The sequence below is a fragment of the Pseudomonas sp. A-RE-22 genome (assembly GCF_019956035.1).
GTDB lineage: Bacteria > Pseudomonadota > Gammaproteobacteria > Pseudomonadales > Pseudomonadaceae > Aquipseudomonas > Aquipseudomonas brassicacearum.
Genome location: NZ_JAHBCZ010000019.1, coordinates 1 through 20,206 on the forward strand (window position 1 = coordinate 1; position 20,206 = coordinate 20,206).

Here is a 20,206-nt window from a genome sequence, read left to right on the forward strand (position 1 = left end):
AGTGGAGAGGTGAGTGGCAGCATGGGCTCCCACACGTGCTTTAAGCACTTCGGGCGTTCAGCTTGCCGCCCACCGCTCTCACCTTCAGTCTAATCGCAGCGCAAGACACAAGCGGGCTTGCTCGCGAAGAGGCCAGCACATCCAACATATTCATTGACTGTGACACCGCTTTCGCGAGCAACCCCACCCCCAGATAAAAAACGGCACTCCTCCAAAAAACGAAAGGCGCCGTTTTCCTCAAGCCAACCTCAAATCCTATTCAGCCTTGAAGCAATACACCGCCAGCTTGTTCCCATCCAGATCCCGAGCATAAGCCGCATAGGCATTGTCCGCCCAGCCACGCGGGCCTGGCAGGCCTTCACATACGCCACCGTTCGCCAATGCAGCCGTATGGAACGCCAGAACCGCAGCACGGTTCGGTGCCTCGAAGCTCACCGTAACACCGTTACCAATGGTCGCCGGACTGCCATTGGCCGGGTTGAGTACAAAGAACGAAGGCTTATCGACGCCCCAGATGGAACCGGCCTCGTTGAGATCGGCAACACGCTTGAGGCCGATCTCTTTCAAGGTGGCATCATAAAACGCACGTGCTTTTGCCAGGTTGTTGGTGCCGACGGTGACATGGGTAAAAACAGACATCTTGGTTTCCTTTCTATGGGTAGTTGGACGATCGACCGGCGCTCAGAAATGAATGACGGTGCGAATGCTTTGCCCGCTGAGCATCAACTCGAAGGCGTCGTTGATCTTGTCCAGGGGCATGTTGTGGGTGATGAAGGTTTCCAGCGGGATTTCCCCGCGGCTGGCCTTCTCTACATAACTGGGGAGCTCGGTGCGGCCCTTCACGCCGCCGAAGGCGCTGCCGCGCCATACGCGACCGGTGACAAGCTGGAACGGGCGGGTGCTGATTTCCTGGCCGGCACCGGCCACACCGATGATGATCGACTCGCCCCAACCCTTGTGGCAGCACTCCAGCGCCGCGCGCATCAGTTGCACATTGCCGACGCATTCGAAGGAGTAATCCACGCCACCGTCGGTGAGTTCGACGATGACGTCCTGGATGGGGCGGTCATCGTCCTTGGGGTTGATGAAGTCCGTTGCGCCCAATGACAGGGCAACGTCGCGCTTGGCTGGGTTGATATCGATGGCCAGGATGCGTCCGGCATTGGCCATTTTTGCGCCGATGATCGCGGCCAGGCCGATACCGCCCAACCCGAAGATCGCCACGCTGGCACCCGCTTCGACATTTGCCGTGTTGAGTACCGCGCCAATCCCCGTGGTCACCCCGCAGCCGAGCAGGCAAACCTGATCCAGCGGCGCGTCTTTTGAAATCTTCGCCAGGGAAATTTCCGGCAGCACCGTGTATTCGGAAAAAGTCGAGCAGCCCATGTAATGGAACAGCGGTTGGCCTTCATAGGAAAAACGCGAGGTGCCATCGGGCATCAAGCCTTTGCCCTGGGTGGCCCTGACGGCCTGGCAGAGGTTGGTCTTGCCGGATAGGCAGAATTTGCACTGCCGACATTCAGCGGTGTAGAGCGGGATCACATGGTCGCCGACTTGCAGCGACGTCACGCCTTCGCCGATGGACTCGACGACACCACCACCTTCATGCCCCAGCACCGTGGGGAAAATGCCTTCGGGATCGCTGCCCGAAAGGGTGAAAGCGTCGGTATGGCAAACGCCAGTGGCGATGATGCGAACCCGGACTTCACCGGCCTTGGGCGGCGCTACATCAATGGTGACCAACCGCAACGGTTCATTGGGCGCGAATGCGACCGCAGCCCTTGATTTCAAGGTCTGTGCTGACATGGAAGAGCCTCGTGTCGAATAGGAAAAATGGCCCCTGATCCAGGATCAGGGGCATGACTTCAGATGTCCTTGACCAGCCGCAGCGCATCGTAGATGGCCGCGTGGGTATTGCGCGCCGACACCGCGTCGCCGATCCGGAACAACTGGAAACGGCCCTGCGGGTTGGTCACGATATTCTGGGTTTTACCGGCGATCAGATCGTGTTGTTCCACCGCGCCGTTATTGCTCGAATGTGAGCGCAGTTCGAAGTACAAATCGTCCAGGGGCAGGGTGCCGTGGTTGACCACCACCTGATCGACCACGCGCTGCTTGTGCACCTGGCCGTAATCGCTGCCGAAGTTGGCCACCAACTGACCGTCGCGCTTCTCCACGGAGTCGACCCGATAGGTGACCGTGAAGGTGACGTTCAGGTCTTGCAGGCTGCGCATGTAAGGCACCAGGTTCATCGCCATCACCTCCGGCGCAAACGACCGGTCCGGCGTGACGATCTCCAGTTTTGCACCGCTGTTGGCGATGACCTCGGCCGCCTGCAACGCCGCATGGTCGCCGGCGTCGTCGAAGATCAGCACGTTCTGGCCGGGCTTGACGTCGCCGGAAATGATGTCCCAGGTCGACACCACCAGTTCATTGCCGTGCTTGAGCACCTCGGTATGGGGCAAACCGCCGGTGGCGACGATCACCACGTCCGGCGCCTCGGCCATGACGGTCTCGGCTTCGGCCCAGGTGTTGAAATGGAACTTCACGCCCAGCCGTTCGCATTGCGCCATGCGCCAGTCGATGATGCTGATCATTTCGCGGCGACGCTCGCTCTGGGCAGTCAGGCGGATCTGCCCACCGGGCTGATCCGCCACTTCGAACACCGTGACGTCGTGGCCACGTTCGCCGGCCACCCGTGCCGCCTCCAGGCCCGCCGGGCCGGTGCCGATCACCACCACCTTGCGCTTGACAGCCGCCTTGGGGATTTCGTGGGGCATGGTGGTTTCGCGGCCAGTGGCGGCGTTGTGGATGCAATACGCAGCTCCGCCCTGATAGATGCGGTCCAGGCAATAGTTGGCGCCGACGCAGGGACGGATTTCTTCTTCACGCTTTTCGATGATCTTGCGCACGATGTGCGGGTCGGTCATGTGCGCGCGTGTCATGCCGATCATGTCCACCTTGCCGGAGGCGATGGCGTGTCGCGCCGTGGCGACGTCCGGGATCTTGGCAGCATGGAACGTCGGGAAACCGGTGGCCGAACGAATCTCGCCGGCGAAATCCAGGTGCGGCGAGTTGCGCATGCCCTGGATCGGAATCACGTCGGTGAGGCCGGCATCGGTATCGATGTGTCCGCGAACGACGTTGAGGAAGTCCACCAGCCCACTGTCCTTGAGCATGTGGGAGATCTGCAGGCCATCGCTGGCACCGAAGCCGCCGGGCAGGTCTTCATCGCCGGTGTAGCGCACCCCGAGCAGGAAATCCTCGCCACAACGCTGGCGAATGCCGCGTAACACATCAAAAGTGAAGCGCATCCGGTTTTCCAGCGAACCACCGTAGGGCCCGTCGAGATCGTTGGTCAGTGGCGACCAGAACTGATCCATGAGGTGCCCGTAGGCCTGCAATTCCAACCCATCGAGACCGGCGGCCTTCATGCGCTCGGCGGCGTCCACGTAATCCTTGATGATCCGGTCGATGTCCCATTCTTCCATCTTTTTCGGGAAGGCCCGGTGGGACGCTTCGCGACGATGGGAAGGCGAGACGACCGGGAGCCAGTCGGCCTTGTCCCAGCGTGTGCGCCGTCCCAGGTGGGTCAGCTGGATCATCACCGCCGCGCCGTGTTCGTGGCATTCGTCGGTCAGGTCCTTCATCCATTTGACCACTTCATCCTTGTACGCCAGCACGTTGTTGAACACCGGCGGGCTGTCCCGGGAAACGGCGGCGGAGCCCGCCGTCATGGTCAGCGCCACACCAGCCTTGGCACGTTCAACGTGGTAGGCGCGGTACAGATCCTTCGGCATGCCGTCGACAGGATAAGCGGGCTCATGGGAGGTGGTCATGATCCGGTTCTTGAGGGTCAGGTGTTTGATCTTATAGGGCTGCAGCAGAGGATCGCTGGACATGGTGTTGCGCTCCGGGAACAGAACATCAGGCTTGGTTTGACATAACGGTATGTCGAATGTTCATGTGTGTCAACGATTGAGACACAGGTGTACATTTTTCTTGCGTGGTGGAAAAACCAGGATTACCATCCAGTCGAAACAGGGGGGATCCGGCGTATCCGGTCGGTCATCCCGCATCGATCCAGAGTGCAAGGGGGCTATGCAAAGAACTATGAAAGTGCTCGTTGCGGTAAAACGCGCCATCGATCCGAATGTGAAAGTCCGGGTGAAAGCCGACGGTTCAGCCGTCGAGCTCAATGGCGTGAAGATGGCCTTGAATCCGTTCTGCGAAATCGCGGTGGAAGAGGCGATTCGCCTCAAGGAGAAGGGGCTGGTATCCGAAGTGGTGGTGGTCTCGGTGGGCACTTCGGCCGCCCAGGAGCAACTGCGCACGGCATTGGCACTCGGCGCGGACCGGGCGCTGCTGGTCGAGACGAGTGAGCTGCTCGAGCCGCTCAACGTCGCCAAGTACCTGAGCAAAGTGATCGATCAGGAAAAGCCGCAACTGATCCTGTTCGGCAAACAGGCGATCGACCAGGAGAACAACCAGGTCGGGCAAATGGTCGCGCAGCTGATTGGCAGCGGTCAGGCCACTTACGCCTCGGCAATCAATCACGACGACGGGCAATGGGTGGTCGAGCGTGAGGTCGACGGTGGCAGCCAGGTGCTCGCCCTCGCCATGCCGGCCGTGGTGACCTGTGATTTGCGCCTGAACCAACCGCGCTACGCCTCGTTGCCGAACATCATGAAAGCCAAGAAAAAACCGCTTGAAATCATTGCTGCTGACACCTTGGGCGCGAGCGTGAAGGAACACGCTCGATTGTTAGGGGTTGTCCCGCCTGCGGTGCGCAAAGCGGGCATCAACGTCGGTTCGGTGGCCGAGCTGGTGGATAAACTGAAAAACGTTGCGGGGGTGATTTGATGCGCACATTGGTGATCGCCGAGCACAGTGCAGGTGAGCTGACGGCGGGTACGTGGAGTGCCGTGACCGCCGCCATGGCGCTGGGTGCCGAGACGGATTTGCTGGTGATGGGCGGGACGGACGCGTCGGCAGTGGCGCAACAGGCAGCACTGACCCAGGGCCTGGGCCGGGTGCTGCTCGCACAAGGTGCGATGTTCGAAAACGCCCTGGCTGAAAATGCCCAACCGCTGATCACTTCACTGGTGGCCGAGGGGTATACGCACGTCGTTGCCGACGCCAGCAGCATGGGCCGCAATGTGTTGCCGCGGGTCGCGGCCAGCCTGGATGTCGGCATGCTCTCCGACGTCACCCACATCGTTTCGGCGGACACCTTCCAGCGTCCCATTTATGCCGGCAATGCCATCGCCACGGTGCAGTCCCTTGACCCGATCAAGTTGCTGACCGTTCGTGCCTCGGCGTTCACCCAGGCCTTGTCCCATGAACATCGTTGCGAAGTGGTGGCGGTGGAGGGCGGGCAAAGCGCAAGCAACGTGCGTTTCGTGAGCGAACAACTGACGGCCAGTGAAAGGCCCGATTTGTCGAGTGCCCGCGTCGTTGTTTCCGGTGGCCGCGGCATGCAATCCAAGGAACATTTCGCCTTGATCGAGCGTGTGGCCGACAAGCTCGGTGGTGCCGTAGGGGCCTCGCGTGCCGCGGTGGACTCGGGTTTTGCCCCCAATGATTTGCAGGTCGGGCAGACGGGGAAAATCGTCGCGCCAGAGCTATACATCGCTGCGGGTATCAGCGGCGCCATTCAACATTTGGCGGGCATGAGTGGCTCGAAGGTCATTGTTGCGATCAACCAGGACGCCGAGGCGCCGATTGCCCAGGTGGCGGATTACATGTGGGTGGCGGACTTGTTCGAGGCCTTGCCGGCGCTCGAAAAAGCATTGTGAGTGCTTACATTTATAAGTTCCGCCAAAGGGCGGAGGAGGGCCGAGCCACCGGAATACATGAAGGGTTTCCCCATAACTAGAATTTATCCATGCACAACATAAGATCCCTCGAGGGTGTAATGGCTCTGCTTTGATGAGGGAACGTTAATTCTTCTGCTGCCCTGCCAATAACTATTAATACAGTATGCGGAGATGCACCATGATTACGTTATCCAGTAAAACTTGTATCGGCTGGCTTGCTGGCCTGGCGATGGCCGCCGGTAGCCTGACGGTTCACGCCGAGGAACCCACGCCTATCCGTATTGGATGGGTGAATTGGTCGGATACGGAAATCGCTGTAAAGCTGGCAGATACGGCATTGCGTGACCACTTGAAGCAACCGGTCAAATTGGTACTCGCCGATATCGGCATTCAGTTCCAGGCCCTGGCTAACGGCAATATCGACCTGATTCCGATGGTCTGGCTGCCGAGCACTCACAAGGCGTTCTACGACAAATATCAGGACAAGCTCGAAGACCTCGGCGTGCTGTATGAAGGTCGGATCGGCATGGCCGTGCCAACGTCCATTCCGACCAGCGAGATCGCCAGTGTCGAAGACCTCAACAAGCCTGAAGTACGGGAAAAACTGGGCGGCAAGATCCTGACGTCGGAAGTGGGCAATGGTCAGTACAAGCTGACGGAAAAGGCCATCAAGGAATATAAGCTCGATGGTTACAAGATGGTCGCCTCTTCAGAGTCTGGAATGCTGAGCGAGCTGGATCGCAACATCAAGCGTGACAAATGGTCGTTGATCAACGCCTGGAGTCCCCACTGGATGTTCGCCAAGTGGCCGCTGCGCTACCTGGATGATCCGAAGCAGATTTTCGGTGGTGCTGAGCAAATCCATGCGGTTGCCCGCAAAGGCTTCAGCGCCGAGCATCCTGATGTCGCCCGGTTCTTCGCCAACTTCAAGATCCCCAAGGCTGACCTTGAGAAGTTGATGTCCACCGCCCGTGACAGTTCGGCAGACAAGGTCGTTGCAGAGTACTACGCCGCCAACAAGCCTCGCTTCGAGGCGATGTTCGGCAGTCAGACCGCCTCCGTCACACCGTCCCAGTGATGGCTGCTGCTATTCAATAGTTGAGTTGCAGTCCGATGTCCTGCGTGAAGGGCATCGGATGCATCGAACGAACATTCAGGCGATACCCTTGAAAACCACAGCCTATCGTCGCTTTACCCTGGATGAGGCGGTCGACTGGGTGAAGCATCTCTGTGAATCGAAGGGCTGCTCACCCGCGGTTGCCCTCTCATTGGCTCACGCCACCGTGGCTGCGCAAGCGCGCGGTAACCAGGCCGTGGGGTTTCGCCACCTCGCCGATTACTTGCCGGGCTTTTCTTCCGGACGAATCAATCCACGTGCCGAACCACGCATCTCCCGCGCTGGCGCGATTATCTTCAAGTCCGATGCCCAAGGCGGAATTGCCCAACTGGGTGTCGATCGCTGTTTCGATTCGCTGTGCCATGCCGCGCACGCCAATGGTATGGCAACGCTGAGCCAGTGCAACAGTTTCACCAGCGGTGAACTGGGTGACTACACGTTGCGGTTTGCCCAGGCCGGGCTGATTGCATTGGCGGTCGCAAACGGGCCGGCCCTGGTCGCCGTTCCTGGTGCCAAGGGCAAGACCTACTCGACCAATCCGCTTTCATTTTCCGCGCCCTCAGCCGACGGCATCCCGCTGATGTTCGACCAGGCGTGCAGTGCCGCGGCATTCGTGAATATCGCCCACGCCGCTTCGACGGGCAGCGACATCCCTGACGGTTGGGCGGTGGACCAACAGGGCAACGGCACACGTAATGCCTTGGCGGCGTTGAGCGGTGCGCTGCTGCCTTTTGGCGGACATCGTGGGGCCAATCTGATGCTCATGGTCGAGGTTTTATCGGCGGGGCTCACGGGGGCCAATTGGTCGTTGGATGCGCCGGATTTCAACCAGGGAAACCAGACGCCTGGCTGTGGCCTGTTGATCCTGCTCCTGGCGCCGGAATTCTTTTCAACGGGATTCGAGCAGCGGCTCTCAAGCCAACTGGCCCGCCTGACGCAGATGGGCGTCCACAGGCCGGGATGGGAACGGCAACACTCAACGCTCACCGCACAGAATGATGGGATCAGTGTTCCCGTAGACCTGTTGGAACAGCTGAGCCGTCTATAAGCCAATGGGATCGAAAACGATGATGAACAGCACTGAAGACCCATCGTGGGACCAGGACATTATCAGCAGCGGCGACGTGCTCAGGCGTTCGCTTCAGGACGTCCTGTCAGGCAATGCCAGCGATAAGGCGCAAGCACATATCGCATCTCTTGCTACGGCCCTATGGACGATCAGGAAGACGGCGGAAACTTCAAATGCGCTGCCGGGTTTCCTGGAGGGGCATTTATCCGAGGCGCTCGGCGCTGCGCCAAGCGCCAACGAGCACTTAGTGTCGATACGCGACGCATTAGGCGCGCTCCTGCCCCATGTCACCTGGATAAACCGCCAAGCCCGGGCCGACCAGGACGGCGCGTTCGTGGAGCGTCATCGCCACGGGATGATCGCCGGCCCGGGTGGATTATTTGAATGTACTACCTTGACCTTGGGGTTGGCGCTCATGATGCCCGAGACCTGCTACCCCTATCACCAACACCCGCCCGCCGAGTTCTATCTCGTTCTGTCGCCAGGGGAGTGGTATCGGGAGGATGTGGGATGGTGGAGTCCCGGGGCAGGGGGCCTTGTATTCAATCCGCCATCCTGTGTCCATGCAATGAAGTCGACGGATGTTCCACTTCTGGCACTGTGGGGCTTGATGCATGAGTGACTCGTTACAAGAATCAATGAGCTCGCCATTCGGAGGAGGCAAGATGAAGGTCACCACGCAAGGCGTAAAGTTGAACGAAGAAACGCGGGCGAGGCTGAAGTCGGCGTCAGCCAAATTGGACCGCACCTCCCACTGGTTCATGAAAAAGGCCATTCTGACGTTTATTGAGAAGGTTGAGGCCGGGGCGGGTATCGAAGAGTTTGTAGCGGTCGAACTGTTGGACAAAGACACGAAACGCCACAGTATCACGCGACGGCTTTGCAAAGATTGCGGTAGCAACGGTGTGTCTTGATAGGCGCGAGACAGGAGAAACGTTTCCAGGAAAATACCCGGCGCCTTGTCAGCAGACGCTATATTTCGTAACGACTTTCCTTTGAAGGCGGACAGCCGAAGAGGGTGCTGTAGCACTTGCTGAAGTGCGGGGTAGAAACGAAGCCGCAGGCGATGGCGACATCAGTGACGCTCAACCTGGAGTTCTGTAGCAGGCGTCGTGCCTCGGTCAGTCGTAGCTCCAGATAATACCGTTGGGGAGACATATTGATTTGTTTTCGAAACAGACGTTGGATCTGGCGCTTGGAAAGTTGAACGCATTGGGCGAGCAGATCCAGGCCTAATGGTTCTTCAAGATTGCACTCCATCAATGCAATGACTTCTCGCAAGGATGCACTGACTTTGCGGTCCAGCACCTTTGCCGAGGTACGGAATCGAGATTCATGATCCAACAGTTCAAACACGGCATCCGCGAGGTTCTGATCGAGCGCGGCGTAAAGCCACTTCATCATGATTTGAAACGCGCCGGCAGGGTTTGACGCGGTGAGCCGGTCCCTGTCGAACACCACCGTGTCCAACGTCACCGTTGTCTTGGGTGCACACTCTGACAATGCCATACGTTGTTCGGCATGAATGGCGCATCGATAACCATCCAGCAGTCCTGCCTTGCCCAGGTACCAGGCGCCGTTCCATAAACCACCGAGCGCAATGGGCATGTTCGCAAGCTTGGTCAGAAGCGTTATCAGCCCGTTGGGGAGTACCCTGGGCGTGCGTAGCCCGCCGCAGACAACCATCAAGTCCAGTGCCGCGATTCTGATATCGGTCAACGGTGTGTCTGGCCTGATAGGGATTGCCAAATCGCTGATCACTTCAGAGTCGTTTCGACTGAAAGTATGGACTTTTATCGATCCGGGCTGGATGAGGTTGGCGGTTACCAGCACGTCCAGGCATTGGGTGAAACAGGTCAGGGAAAAGTTATCGAGCAACAGGAATCCCACGCTCGATATTTTCTGGGGCTCAATCATCTGGTTCATGAGGTGTGCTTCGTATCCCGCAGGAAACTGTCATCGAAAGGGTAGCGGGTGAGTAATTCATAGCCGGTTTCAGTGACCAGTAATTGGTTCTCCAACTTGATGCCATCGCGGCCGCCCACTTCACCCACGTACGCTTCGACACACAGGACCATGCCTGCTTGCAGCTCGCCCTCGTATCCGTAGGATTCCAGGTCCTCGGGGTAGCGGATACTGGGGTACTCGTCGCACAGGCCGACACCATGGAACAGCACGCCGTACCGCTGGGCGCGGCAGGGCTCGGGTAGCCGATGCGCCTTGGCGGTCAGTTCCGTGAAGCGCACACCAGGTTTGATCAGTTCGGTGTTGTGGGTGATATGGTCATGGGCAATTCGATACAGGCGTTTCTGTTCGGCCGTGGGCTCCAGCCCTCCGCAAATCCAACTGCGGGACATGTCCACGCACATGCCGTAGGTGCCGATCAGATCCGTGTCGAACGACAGCAGGTCGCCGTCGCTCAACACTCGTGGGCCTGACTCCTGGAACCAGGGGTTGGTGCGAGGACCGGAACTGAGGATCCGGGTCTCGATCCATTCGCCACCACGGCGGATATTGCCGGCGTGCAGGGCGGCCCAGACATCGTTCTCGGTCACGCCAGCGCGCATTGCCTGGTGCATTTCAGCCACTGAAGCTTCGCACGAAGCCACCGCGCAGCGCATCGCCTTGATTTCCTCCGGTCCCTTGATCATGCGCGCGAACTCGGTCACTTCCTGGCCGCTGCAAATCTCGATCGCCAGGGCATCCAATGCGCGCACGCCGACGACTTCGATTCGATCGACCGCAAGCCGGCGGTTGGCTCCGGCGTGTTGGCGCAGTAACTCGTCAATCTGTGCGGCGAAATGCCTGGCGTGTCGATCCGTGTGCTCGCCGGTCTCGAAAAAGAAAAAAGATGCGCCGCTGCGCAATTCTGTAACTAGCGGCAAGTGGGCGGAAAGGTGATCGCAGCCATGGAAATCCCACAAAACAACATGCCCGCTGGCGGCGACGAAGCATGCCCGTGCGGGGTTATGGGTCGTCCATAACTGCATGTTGGTGGTATCGGTCGCGTAGCGGATATTCAGTGGATCGAATAACAGAATCCCCCCCAAGTCGCGGGCGACCAACTGATCCACGATCCGTTGCAATCGGTACGTACGCAGGGTGGGCAAATGGGGCGGCTCCAGGCCCAAACGCTCCCACTCCGCGAACGCCAGGGGAGTGGGGCCTATTTCGACGCGGTCGTTGTCATTGACCGAGCCATCTTTTTTTAATGCAGTTGCACGCTGCCTGGCCGGGTCGATGCGCCGAGCATTGGCTGGAATCGAAAAAGGTGAAGTTGTCATGATGGGATCCATACGCTTGAACACCTAATCCGATCACCGCTTGCGTGGAGCGGTGACCGGTGTGCTGAACGCTGTCAGTACAGCCCGTGCTCGATCAGGTTACGAAGCATCGATCCAGATGGTCTTCAGCTCGGTGTACTGATCATGAGCCCAGACGGATTTGTCGCGACCACCAAAGCCAGACTCCTTGTAGCCGCCGAACGGCGTGGAGGCGTCGCCTTCACCGAAACAGTTGACCGTGACCACGCCCGCACGAATCTCCCGCGACAGGCGCAAAGCGTTACGCAGGCTGCCGGTGTAGGCGGATGCCGCCAGGCCGTAGACCGTGTCGTTGGCAAGCTCGATGGCTTGGTCGAGGGTACTGAAACTGGTCACGCTCAATACCGGCCCGAAGATCTCCTCGATAAACAGGCGACTGTCACGTTCGACGCCGTCGATGATCGTCGGCTGCACGAACACACCGGACTCGGTCTCGCCCCCTTGCATCACATTGAGTTTGTGCTCGGCTGCGTATTCCAGATAAGAACGAACCTTGTCGAAATGGGTTTTGCTGATCATGGCGCCGAGGCGATTTTCAGGATCCAGTGGGTCACCCATTTTCCAGTCGCGCAGATGTTTGCTGATCAATTGCAACAATTGATCCTTGACGTCTTTATGGACAATCAGCCGTGAGGAGGCCGAGCAGTTCTCGCCCATGTTCCAGAAAGCCCCGGCCGTCACGTACTGGGCGACTTGATCGAGGTCTTCGCAGTCATTCATCACCACGGCGGGGTTTTTACCCCCCAGTTCCAGCACCACGCGCTTGAGGTTCGACTCGGACGCGTACTTGAGGAACAACCGGCCCGTGTCGGTCGAACCGGTGAAGCTGACCATCGCCACATCCATGTGCCGACCGATTGCCTCGCCAGCCTCCCGGCCACCGCCAGGGGTAATATTGAATACGCCTGCCGGAATGCCGGCCTGATGGGCCAGCTCGGCAACACGCAGCGCGGTCAGGGTGGTTTCCTTGGCCGGCTTGACCACGATGGAACAGCCGGCCGCCAAGGACGGGCCAATCTTCCAGGCCAGCATCAACAAGGGGAAGTTCCACGGCAGGACCAGACCAACGACACCGATCGCTTCGCGCACCACCATAGTTACCGCACCGTGGCCGGTCGGCGCGGTGCTGTCGTACACCTTGTCGATCAACTCCGCATGCCAGCGCAGGGTATGGATGGTGTCGGGCACATCGACGTTCTGGCATTCGCTGACTGGCTTGCCACTGTCCAGGCTTTCCAGCACGGCGAGCTCGTGGGCGTTGTCTTCCAGCAATTGGGCGAAACGCAGGAGCACCTGCTTACGTGCGCCGGGTGACAGCTTATGCCAGCGACCATCCTCGAACGCTTGTTTGGCGGCAGCCACGGCTACGTCGACGTCACGGGTATCGCACGCCGCTATCTCTGCAAGCTGTTCACCCGTGGCAGGGTTCGTCGTGATGAAGGTTTTTCCAGAGAGTGCGTCACGGAACTCGCCGTTGATGAATGCCTGGGTAGGGAATTTCAACTGGGCGGCGATGGCCGCGTACTGTTCCTTGGTCAGTAAATCAGCCATTTCAGGCACCTCCAGTGATCTGCGCGATGTTGCGCTTGAGTTCGGTGACGACGCCTTGCAGCGCCTGCTTTTCCTCAGGGTCCAGGCCGTGCAGAGGGGCGCGCAGGCCACCGGTGCTCAAACCGTTCAGTTCACAGCCGTACTTGATGGACTGGACAAATTTCCCGCCTTCCAGAAAGTCCATCAGCGGCATCATCGCTGCCATGATGCGACGGCCTTTGTCGAAGTCTTTCTCGACAACGCAGGCCTCGTATAGCGCGACATGCTCGCGGGGAATGAAGTTGGAACCGGCACACACCCAACTGCGGGCGCCCCAGGCGAAAAACTCCAGGGCTTGATCGTCCCAACCGCAAGACAGGGCAATGTGCGGGTATTTGCAGGCCAAACGGTGCATCTGGGCCATGTCACCGGAGCTTTCCTTGATGGCGACGATGTTTTTCACATCGCGGACCTCATCAAAGAACGCCTCGCCCATGCTCACACCCATGCGGCCTGGATAGTTGTAAAGCATGATGGGGAGACCGGCGGAGCGGTCCACCGCCTTGACATGCAGGGCGATCTCTTTTTGCGTAGGCAGTGCATAGGGTGGCGAGCCCACCAACAACGCATCGGCCTTGATGGCCTTCGCCGCTTCGGCGTAGGCGACCGAGTCTTCAGTGCGGATGGCGCCGGTACCCACGATCAGCGGCAGACGGCCGCGCAGCACGTCCTTGGCCTGGGCGGCCAGGTCGAAACGCTCCTGAGCGGTGTGGGCATAATATTCGCCGGTTGAGCCGCCGATAATGATGCCGTGTACCTTGGAGTCCACCAGATACTCCAGGACGTCGGCGAAGGCGGTCTTATCGATACTGCCGTCAGAGGTCAGGGGCGTAACGGCCGGTGTGTAAATGCCTTCAAATTTCATCAATCTCGCTCCAGTTAGTGTCACTGCCTATCAAGCGGCGCTAGCTCGATAGAGTCAGCGCAGCCAATCTTTAAACCAAGGGAGGCCGCTTGTTGAAAGTCAAATGAACGACTTCAACTTCTTCAAATTGTCGGACCGGATCAACTTTCTTTACCCGCTCGGTACTGTCCCCAGCGCAAACTTATATTGACGCCTGCTGAAACCAGCGGCGCGGGTGGGTTAGGGCAGGGGCCGGGTGATTTCAAGACGAAAGCAATGAGCTCGGATTGTTCACCGGCCAGCCAATCAGCCAAGAGTTTGCCGGTCGCCGTCCCGCGGGTAACACCTAATCCGTTGCAGCACAGTGCCCCGTAGACGTTAGGTGAAAGTTCGCCGAAATAACCCATATGGTTACGTGAAAGAGCCAGTGCGCCGCCCCAGGTATAGTCGAACTTCATCTCAGGCAACATGGGAAAGCGTTGTTCGAAAGAGGCCTGATGCCGGGCGACAAAGCGTTTCAAATACTTTGCATCGCTGCGGCCGTCCGGGTTAAAGCTGAAACTGTTACGGATCAAAAGACGGTTATCCGGTGTGCGACGTACCGTGGTACCGAATGGATCCGCAGGAATGACACCCCAATAAGGCCTGCCACCGAGACGAGCCTGTTCTTGCTCGGTCATGGGGCGGGTCAGACTGGCGTAGGTGAACACCGGCAGCATTCGGCCCTTAAGGAAGCCAAAACTCATGCCAAAGGCATTATTGGTCAGGATCAGCTTGTCGGCGGTGATTGAACCCGCGGCGTGCTTGAGCACGGTCTTGGTGCCGTACTCCACATGAGTGATCGCAGTGTTTTCATACAGCGTCACGTTACTGGGGAGGCTGTCAGCCAAGCCTTTTACAAGCGCTGAAGGCTGGAGCAAAGAAGTCCCCGGCGTAAATAATGCTTTGCGGTAGAAGTGCGTGCCGATGTGTTCGGGCAGTTCGCTGGCCTCGATCATCTGATAGGGCTGATCCAGTTTATCGAGTCCGCGACGATAGGCCTCCAGAACGGCGATGCCTCTTGGTTCAACGGCGGCCTGATATTTGCCGCAATGTTTCATTTGGCAATCGATGCCATGGCGTTCAACCAACTCTTTTAAATAGCCCAGGCCACTCAGGTTCAGCTTTAGCGTTGTTTTGGCCGTGGCGATGTCGCCTATGTAATCCTCGGCGGCGATGTCATGGGGCAAGTCGATCGCGAACCCGGCATTGCGACCGGAAGTACCAAAGCCCACTTCCTGGGCGTCAACCAACACGATCTGATCGTCGGGGAAATGAGTTGCGAGCTGACGGGCGGCGGCAAGCCCTGTGAAGCCGGCACCGACAATGACCCAACGGGCGCAGCTATGGCCTTGATGGACGGGCTTGATCTGGCGCCCCTTGCTCAAGTGATACCACCCGCAAGTTTGATCATCGGCAGGTAACGAAGAGACTTTCAACATTTCAAGATCCTGTTCATTCAACCGATCCGATGCCAGTCATGCAAAAAAGTGTTTGGTAACTTCACGTGAACTGAGTGTTTAGCGGTCGTCACGGTTAAGTTTTTTGCAGTTTTAATTGGCTGTAGGGCTGGGGCCAAATTTATTCTGGTGATTACTTAATATCCAACAACATTTAATGGAGAAAACAGATAACCCTCCGTTATAAGTAATCGAAACGGGTCTTTCGGTTGGTTTTCACTCGTTAAATTCTACGTGGAACGGAATGTCATTAAAGGGGCGGGCCAGTCATCGACTCGTCCCGCCTCTTATTCGTATTAATTTTCAGCTTGTGTCGCAGCAGCGCGAGCGGTTTGCAACCATGCATCAAATTGCTGGCGATGGGCGGCTACCCACTCCTTGGCGTGACGACGGATATCAGCCGGTTTTTTCTCGCCCTGTTGCATTTTCAAATTCTGGGCACTTTCGTCGGCCGTGGTAATTTGCATGATCGAAAGGAACTTCAAGGCCGCCGGATTTTTCTCGGCGAAGTCTTTGTTCAATACGGCCTGGACTTTGTCTACTGCAAAGCCGAGATTCTTGCCCTTGTACATCGTGTCGACATCATTGTTGCCATCAGGCAAGTCGGTTTTCGGTACTTCCAGCCATACCACGTCCTTGTCTTCGACCAAGACAGTGGCGATCCACTGGGGGACCCAGGTGAAGTAGAGAATCGGCTGCCCTTCCTTATAACGAGTGATGGTGTCCGCCATCAGTGCGAAATAAGAACCCTGGTTGACGGTGACCGTTTTTTCGAGGCCGTAGGCCTTCATGTGGTGCGCGATGACCAGCTCGCAGCCCCAGCCAGGATTGCATCCCGTCAGGTCTGCTTTCCCGTCGCCGTTGGTGTCGAACAGTTTGGCGATTTCCGGTTTTTTCAGGTCGGTGATGTATTTGATGCCATGGGCGTCAGCAGTCTTTTTGTCGATCAAATAACCTTGGAGTACGCCGGGCATGATGTCGCCCGCCTTGACCATGGTCTTATCGCCCCCGGCCTGCTGGTAGAACTTATCGTGCAATTTGTCCCACAAGTGCACCGTAAAGTCCGCATCACCACTCCCCAGGGCCATCATCATGACGCCGTACTCGGTCTCCTTGGGGTCCTCCACTTTGTAACCCAGCTCTCGAAGACCTTCCATGGCCACTTCGCCACGGAATCGTTCTTCAGCAATAGAGGGGAAGATGGGGGTGACCTTTACCCCGTCTCCCGGTTGGTTCGCCGAGGCGTTGGCGCACAGGGACATGGCTGCTATGGCAAGGGCTGTAGCGCAATTGAGAATGCTGCGGGAAAGCTTTAATTCAGACATTGTCGCGTACCTTTTTTGGGTTTTTATCTTCAAGAGCGGCAGATTCGAATAGGAAGGTTTAAGCGGTCTTGCTTCGCCCCGCAGGCTGTTTCGCGCCGAACAGGCGCAGCAGAAGACCTACGGGACCGGTGTGATACCAGCGCAGGCTCGGGTCGGCTCCGGTGCGCGCGCCCATGGCTTGGGTCAAACGGTCAAGGAAGATGGCGAGCAGCACCAAGCCTGTCCCGCCGACTGTGGCCAAGCCCATGTCCAGGCGGCCAATGCCGCGCAGGACCATTTGGCCAAGGCCGCCCACCGAGATCATCGAAGCGATCACCACCATCGACAGCGACAGCATCAGGGTCTGATTGAGTCCAGCCATAATGGTTGGCGTGGCGAGTGGTAACTGAACGCGGGTCAGCATCTGCCGCGGTGTGCAGCCAAAAGCCCGGGCCGCTTCTATTTTGTCCTCCGGTACCTGGCGGATGCCCAGGTTCGTCAGGCGCACCAGAGGGGGAAGGGCGAAGACAATGGTCACAAGGATGCCCGGCACGTTGCCTATGCCGAACAGCATGACGACAGGCACGAGATAAACGAACGCCGGCAATGTCTGCATGGCATCGAGTACGGGCCGCAGGACCTTTTCCAAATTGTCACTGCGGGCGCAGAGAATACCCAGGGGTATACCCAGCAGGGCGCAAAAGAACACCGACGTCAGTACGAGCGCCAGGGTGGTCATCGATTCGGACCAGACACCGATAAGGCCCAGCAGCGTGAGCGTCACAAAGCACAGCAACGCCATGCGTTTACCGGCTAGCTGCCATCCCAGCAATGAAGACAGGAGGATCCCGATGCTGGGTGGAATGCTTTGCAGAGTGTATTCGACGCCGTTCAGTACCTGGTCAATCGGCCAGCGGATGGCGCGGAACACATCGCGAAAGTTGTGCACCAGAAAATTGAGGCTGCTTTCCACCCAGTCACCCAATGGGATGGTGGCGACTTGAAACGGGTCGAGAAAACTGAAATCGGACATCAGGGCTTACCTCTTCATCATCACCGCAGCGGCGTTATGAAGGCCGCAGGTACTTCAGGTCAGGGACGCGCCAGCGTAGAGGGGCGCGCCTGTATTAATGGCGGCTCAGCGTTTGCAGTAACTCGCTCTTTGACAGGGTCCCGGTGAGTGCGCCCGAACGGTCGAGTACAGGGACCGGGTAGGGCAGGTTGGCTGCGATTTCCAGTACTTCGTGCAGGGGGGTATCGGTAAATACGGGATGCTGTTGGTGCTGGGTGTAATGCGTGCTGCTACCCGCGCCGCTGGTATCGATATCCACCACCCCGAGCAGTTGCCCGCCTTCATCGATCAAGTAACCAAACGGTAGGCCGGCCTTGAACTGTGGCGCTTGGCCGTTCAGCTTGCGAACCCATTCAGGATCGAGCCTGGCCACGTCGCCTGCCTTGAGAATCCGCGAGCTGTCGAAGCCTTTGAAGAAGGTGCGTACATAGTCGTTGGCCGGTTGACTGATCAGCTCTTGAGGCGTGCCGATCTGTACCACCTGGCCGCCCTCCATGATCGCGATGCGGTGACCGATACGAACAGCTTCCTCAATATCGTGGGAAATGAAGATGATGGTTCGCTTCTGCTCGGCCTGCAGGCGAATGAGCTCTCCCTGCATCTCGCTGCGGATAAGCGGATCCAGGGCGGAAAAGGCTTCGTCCATCAGGAGGATGGTCGGGTCGTTGGCAAGCGCACGGGCCAGGCCCACCCGTTGCTGCATGCCGCCGGAAAGTTGATGCGGATAACTGTGCTCCTGACCGGCCAGACCGACTTGGGCGAGGGCTTCCCTGGCGCGGCTATGTCGTTCCTTTTCACTGATGCCGGAAATCTCCAGGCCAAAGGCGGTGTTTTCCAGAACGCTCATGTGCGGCATCAAGGCAAAGGATTGGAACACCATGCCCATCTCTTTGCGGCGGACATCAAGAAGGGCTTTATCAGCCAGCCCGGTAATTTCGCGACCGTTCAGATAAATACTGCCTGACGTGGGCTCGATAAGGCGGTTGAACAATCGCACCATCGTCGACTTCCCAGAACCCGAGAGCCCCATGATCACAAAGATTTCGCCACGCTTGACCGCGAAGCTGGCGTCGAAAACACCAATGACCTGGCCTGTTTTCTCAAAGACTTCTTTTTTGCTTGCCCCGGCGGCGAGCATTCTCATCGCCGTTTCAGGCTCTGCGCCAAATATTTTAAAAACGTTCTTAACAGAAATGATTTCGTCTGGACTAGTCATCGCGTCCCTCCTTTGCGTGTAACGCTACAAGCGCGCGAAATCGAATCGAGCTCGAGCGTTGGTAATTTAGGCGGGCAGTAATAAAAGATAGATTTGCGCATGACGTGTACCTGTTTTTTATTGTTTGCCCTTGGGCTCGGGCTTTTTTTCAATCTATAAGTATCCCGATCTTAAATCCAACAACATTTACAGGGCTTTATGGATAACCTAACGTTATCGAGGCCCGCCGAAACGACCGTCTTGGCGCAATCACGACGCTTTTGTATGGCCTGGGCTAGGCTATTGGGTTACGCTCCGCCGCTTTCGCGGATGATAGGAGTATGAGGGCTTACCATGCTCAGCAGACACGTTGACCCCGATACATTACTGCTTAGAATGCCTTCCCTTCGGGCTGTCCGAGCATTCGTCGCCGCCGCTAAATATGAAAGCTTCACTCGGGCGGCGGAGGCACTGTGTGTATCGCAAGCAGCGATCAGTCGGCAGATTCGAGAGCTTGAGGAGTCGTTGGGCGCTCAGTTGTTTATGCGTGCCGGGCGCACGGTAGAACTAACCGCCGAAGGAAAAATCTTTTTTGAAGCTGCGCAACTATCGTTCGTTAATATTGCCCAGGCGGCCGAAAGGATTCGTACCGCTCCGACGCAGAAACATATCCTGACCGTTTGTTGTTCGCCCGCCTTCTCTGCATTATGGCTGTCCGAACATCTTCCAGAGTTTCGGGCGACTAACCCGGATATTGAGTTCAACCTGATCACCACTCAAAACTTTGTGAATATGGAGCCTGGCATAGAACCGGACATCATCATCTCAAAGATTAGCAAGGTGGGGGATGGGTATAAGAGTTATCAGTTGTGCCACGATATTATCTACCCGGTGTGCTCGCCAACGTTTTTGGATATGCATCCCGAATTGACCTCGCTTGAAGGGGTGCGCGATTCTTCGCTACTCAATCTAAGTCCCTATGGACGGTCGGGCGTGGCTGAGCATGTGGACTGGGGGGTGTGGCTGGCGTTTCTGAACGTTGATATCGATGAGCGTCCTGCCGACTGTCCGCCCATTTTTCATGCCAATGATTACAACCTGATCATGAACATGGTCTTGACCCATCAAGGCGTCGCACTGGGCTGGAACCAGCTTGTCGGTGCCATGGTCGAGAGAGGGCAGCTCGTTCGCCCCGTCGAACATCAGGTGACGCTTCGAAACAGTCTTCATTATGTGGCCTGTAATGAAAGGACTGAATACGAAGATGCCTGTCGGAGAGTGCGGGACTGGATTCTTTCAAAGTTTTCCAGGTGGAGCGTATGAGTATTTAAGTCTTCTCGGTCGGTGGTGATGGTAAGCAAAATATTGTCTGGA

At 57.7% G+C, this 20,206-nt stretch carries 18 protein-coding genes; 7 read left to right on the forward strand and 11 right to left on the reverse strand.

From position 1 onward, the window contains the following. Window positions 1–255 precede the first annotated feature (255 nt). The 3 genes from KGA89_RS11190 to KGA89_RS11200 are packed head-to-tail and all read right to left on the reverse strand — an operon-like array spanning window position 256 to window position 3,902. Window positions 256–639 (reverse strand): VOC family protein, encoded by a 384-nt coding sequence (locus KGA89_RS11190; protein ID WP_003203443.1) that lies wholly within the window; start codon window positions 637–639, stop codon window positions 256–258. 42 nt (window positions 640–681) lie between these two features. Next, window positions 682–1,806: an S-(hydroxymethyl)glutathione dehydrogenase/class III alcohol dehydrogenase gene (locus KGA89_RS11195; RefSeq protein ID WP_223471559.1), complete on the reverse strand. Its 1,125-nt coding sequence runs from the start codon at window positions 1,804–1,806 to the stop codon at window positions 682–684. A 59-nt stretch (window positions 1,807–1,865) separates the two neighbouring features. After that, window positions 1,866–3,902, reverse strand: a complete 2,037-nt coding sequence (locus tag KGA89_RS11200; protein ID WP_060613982.1) for an NADH:flavin oxidoreductase — start codon at window positions 3,900–3,902, stop codon at window positions 1,866–1,868. Window positions 3,903–4,113: 211 nt separating this feature from the next. Between KGA89_RS11200 and KGA89_RS11205 the strand changes: the two genes are divergently transcribed. The 6 genes from KGA89_RS11205 to KGA89_RS11230 all read left to right on the forward strand — a co-directional run bounded on the left by KGA89_RS11205 (window position 4,114) and on the right by KGA89_RS11230 (window position 8,919). Then, window positions 4,114–4,863, forward strand: a complete 750-nt coding sequence (locus tag KGA89_RS11205; RefSeq protein ID WP_027911974.1) for an electron transfer flavoprotein subunit beta/FixA family protein — start codon at window positions 4,114–4,116, stop codon at window positions 4,861–4,863. Beyond that, entirely contained in the window at window positions 4,863–5,798 is a 936-nt protein-coding gene (locus tag KGA89_RS11210) for an electron transfer flavoprotein subunit alpha/FixB family protein (protein ID WP_223471560.1), read from the forward strand. Before KGA89_RS11205 ends, KGA89_RS11210 begins: the two co-directional genes overlap by 1 nt. Before the next feature lie 199 nt (window positions 5,799–5,997). Continuing rightward, the gene (locus KGA89_RS11215; protein WP_223471561.1) at window positions 5,998–6,897 is read left to right on the forward strand and encodes a glycine betaine ABC transporter substrate-binding protein; all 900 of its coding nucleotides are present in this window, start codon (window positions 5,998–6,000) and stop codon (window positions 6,895–6,897) included. 58 nt (window positions 6,898–6,955) lie between these two features. Next, window positions 6,956–7,984: an Ldh family oxidoreductase gene (locus tag KGA89_RS11220; protein WP_223471591.1), complete on the forward strand. Its 1,029-nt coding sequence runs from the start codon at window positions 6,956–6,958 to the stop codon at window positions 7,982–7,984. Between the two features lie 22 nt (window positions 7,985–8,006). Next, window positions 8,007–8,627: a dimethylsulfonioproprionate lyase family protein gene (locus KGA89_RS11225; protein ID WP_223471562.1), complete on the forward strand. Its 621-nt coding sequence runs from the start codon at window positions 8,007–8,009 to the stop codon at window positions 8,625–8,627. A gap of 43 nt (window positions 8,628–8,670) precedes the next feature. Continuing rightward, complete coding sequence (locus KGA89_RS11230) at window positions 8,671–8,919, forward strand: transcriptional regulator (protein WP_223471563.1); 249 nt, start codon at window positions 8,671–8,673, stop codon at window positions 8,917–8,919. 58 nt (window positions 8,920–8,977) lie between these two features. On the opposite strand, the gene KGA89_RS11235 is transcribed toward KGA89_RS11230, so the two are convergent. The 8 genes from KGA89_RS11235 to proV form a co-directional block, all read right to left on the reverse strand. Next, complete coding sequence (locus KGA89_RS11235) at window positions 8,978–9,931, reverse strand: GlxA family transcriptional regulator (RefSeq protein ID WP_223471564.1); 954 nt, start codon at window positions 9,929–9,931, stop codon at window positions 8,978–8,980. Then, a complete protein-coding gene (gene dddP / locus KGA89_RS11240; protein WP_223471565.1) occupies window positions 9,928–11,289 on the reverse strand; it encodes a dimethylsulfonioproprionate lyase DddP in 1,362 nt (453 codons plus the stop codon). Before dddP ends, KGA89_RS11235 begins: the two co-directional genes overlap by 4 nt. Before the next feature lie 99 nt (window positions 11,290–11,388). Further along, window positions 11,389–12,879 carry an aldehyde dehydrogenase gene (locus KGA89_RS11245; protein ID WP_223471566.1) on the reverse strand — a complete coding sequence of 497 codons (1,491 nt, stop codon included), beginning with the start codon at window positions 12,877–12,879 and terminating at the stop codon, window positions 11,389–11,391. Window position 12,880: 1 nt separating this feature from the next. Further along, complete coding sequence (locus KGA89_RS11250) at window positions 12,881–13,783, reverse strand: dihydrodipicolinate synthase family protein (RefSeq protein ID WP_223471567.1); 903 nt, start codon at window positions 13,781–13,783, stop codon at window positions 12,881–12,883. 140 nt (window positions 13,784–13,923) lie between these two features. Beyond that, the gene (locus KGA89_RS11255) at window positions 13,924–15,243 is read right to left on the reverse strand and encodes an NAD(P)/FAD-dependent oxidoreductase (RefSeq protein ID WP_223471568.1); all 1,320 of its coding nucleotides are present in this window, start codon (window positions 15,241–15,243) and stop codon (window positions 13,924–13,926) included. Between the two features lie 314 nt (window positions 15,244–15,557). Continuing rightward, on the reverse strand, window positions 15,558–16,586 hold the full coding sequence (gene proX / locus KGA89_RS11260) for a glycine betaine/L-proline ABC transporter substrate-binding protein ProX (RefSeq protein ID WP_223471569.1): 1,029 nt from the start codon (window positions 16,584–16,586) through the stop codon (window positions 15,558–15,560). Between the two features lie 58 nt (window positions 16,587–16,644). Further along, complete coding sequence (gene proW, locus KGA89_RS11265; protein WP_223471570.1) at window positions 16,645–17,598, reverse strand: glycine betaine/L-proline ABC transporter permease ProW; 954 nt, start codon at window positions 17,596–17,598, stop codon at window positions 16,645–16,647. Window positions 17,599–17,692: 94 nt separating this feature from the next. Then, on the reverse strand, window positions 17,693–18,853 hold the full coding sequence (gene proV / locus KGA89_RS11270) for a glycine betaine/L-proline ABC transporter ATP-binding protein ProV (RefSeq protein WP_223471571.1): 1,161 nt from the start codon (window positions 18,851–18,853) through the stop codon (window positions 17,693–17,695). Window positions 18,854–19,186: 333 nt separating this feature from the next. Between proV and KGA89_RS11275 the strand changes: the two genes are divergently transcribed. After that, window positions 19,187–20,155, forward strand: coding sequence for a LysR family transcriptional regulator (locus tag KGA89_RS11275; protein WP_223471572.1), 969 nt, complete (start codon window positions 19,187–19,189; stop codon window positions 20,153–20,155). Window positions 20,156–20,206 lie beyond the last annotated feature (51 nt).

Coding starts and splice junctions, on each gene's coding strand:
- KGA89_RS11190 (WP_003203443.1), bottom strand. CDS start 639: ATGTCTGTTTTTACCCATGTCACCGTCGGCACCAACAACCTGGCAAAA.
- KGA89_RS11195 (WP_223471559.1), bottom strand. CDS start 1,806: ATGTCAGCACAGACCTTGAAATCAAGGGCTGCGGTCGCATTCGCGCCC.
- KGA89_RS11200 (WP_060613982.1), bottom strand. CDS start 3,902: ATGTCCAGCGATCCTCTGCTGCAGCCCTATAAGATCAAACACCTGACC.
- KGA89_RS11205 (WP_027911974.1), top strand. CDS start 4,114: ATGAAAGTGCTCGTTGCGGTAAAACGCGCCATCGATCCGAATGTGAAA.
- KGA89_RS11210 (WP_223471560.1), top strand. CDS start 4,863: ATGCGCACATTGGTGATCGCCGAGCACAGTGCAGGTGAGCTGACGGCG.
- KGA89_RS11215 (WP_223471561.1), top strand. CDS start 5,998: ATGATTACGTTATCCAGTAAAACTTGTATCGGCTGGCTTGCTGGCCTG.
- KGA89_RS11220 (WP_223471591.1), top strand. CDS start 6,956: ATGCATCGAACGAACATTCAGGCGATACCCTTGAAAACCACAGCCTAT.
- KGA89_RS11225 (WP_223471562.1), top strand. CDS start 8,007: ATGAACAGCACTGAAGACCCATCGTGGGACCAGGACATTATCAGCAGC.
- KGA89_RS11230 (WP_223471563.1), top strand. CDS start 8,671: ATGAAGGTCACCACGCAAGGCGTAAAGTTGAACGAAGAAACGCGGGCG.
- KGA89_RS11235 (WP_223471564.1), bottom strand. CDS start 9,931: ATGAACCAGATGATTGAGCCCCAGAAAATATCGAGCGTGGGATTCCTG.
- dddP (WP_223471565.1), bottom strand. CDS start 11,289: ATGACAACTTCACCTTTTTCGATTCCAGCCAATGCTCGGCGCATCGAC.
- KGA89_RS11245 (WP_223471566.1), bottom strand. CDS start 12,879: ATGGCTGATTTACTGACCAAGGAACAGTACGCGGCCATCGCCGCCCAG.
- KGA89_RS11250 (WP_223471567.1), bottom strand. CDS start 13,783: ATGAAATTTGAAGGCATTTACACACCGGCCGTTACGCCCCTGACCTCT.
- KGA89_RS11255 (WP_223471568.1), bottom strand. CDS start 15,243: ATGTTGAAAGTCTCTTCGTTACCTGCCGATGATCAAACTTGCGGGTGG.
- proX (WP_223471569.1), bottom strand. CDS start 16,586: ATGTCTGAATTAAAGCTTTCCCGCAGCATTCTCAATTGCGCTACAGCC.
- proW (WP_223471570.1), bottom strand. CDS start 17,598: ATGTCCGATTTCAGTTTTCTCGACCCGTTTCAAGTCGCCACCATCCCA.
- proV (WP_223471571.1), bottom strand. CDS start 18,853: ATGACTAGTCCAGACGAAATCATTTCTGTTAAGAACGTTTTTAAAATA.
- KGA89_RS11275 (WP_223471572.1), top strand. CDS start 19,187: ATGCTCAGCAGACACGTTGACCCCGATACATTACTGCTTAGAATGCCT.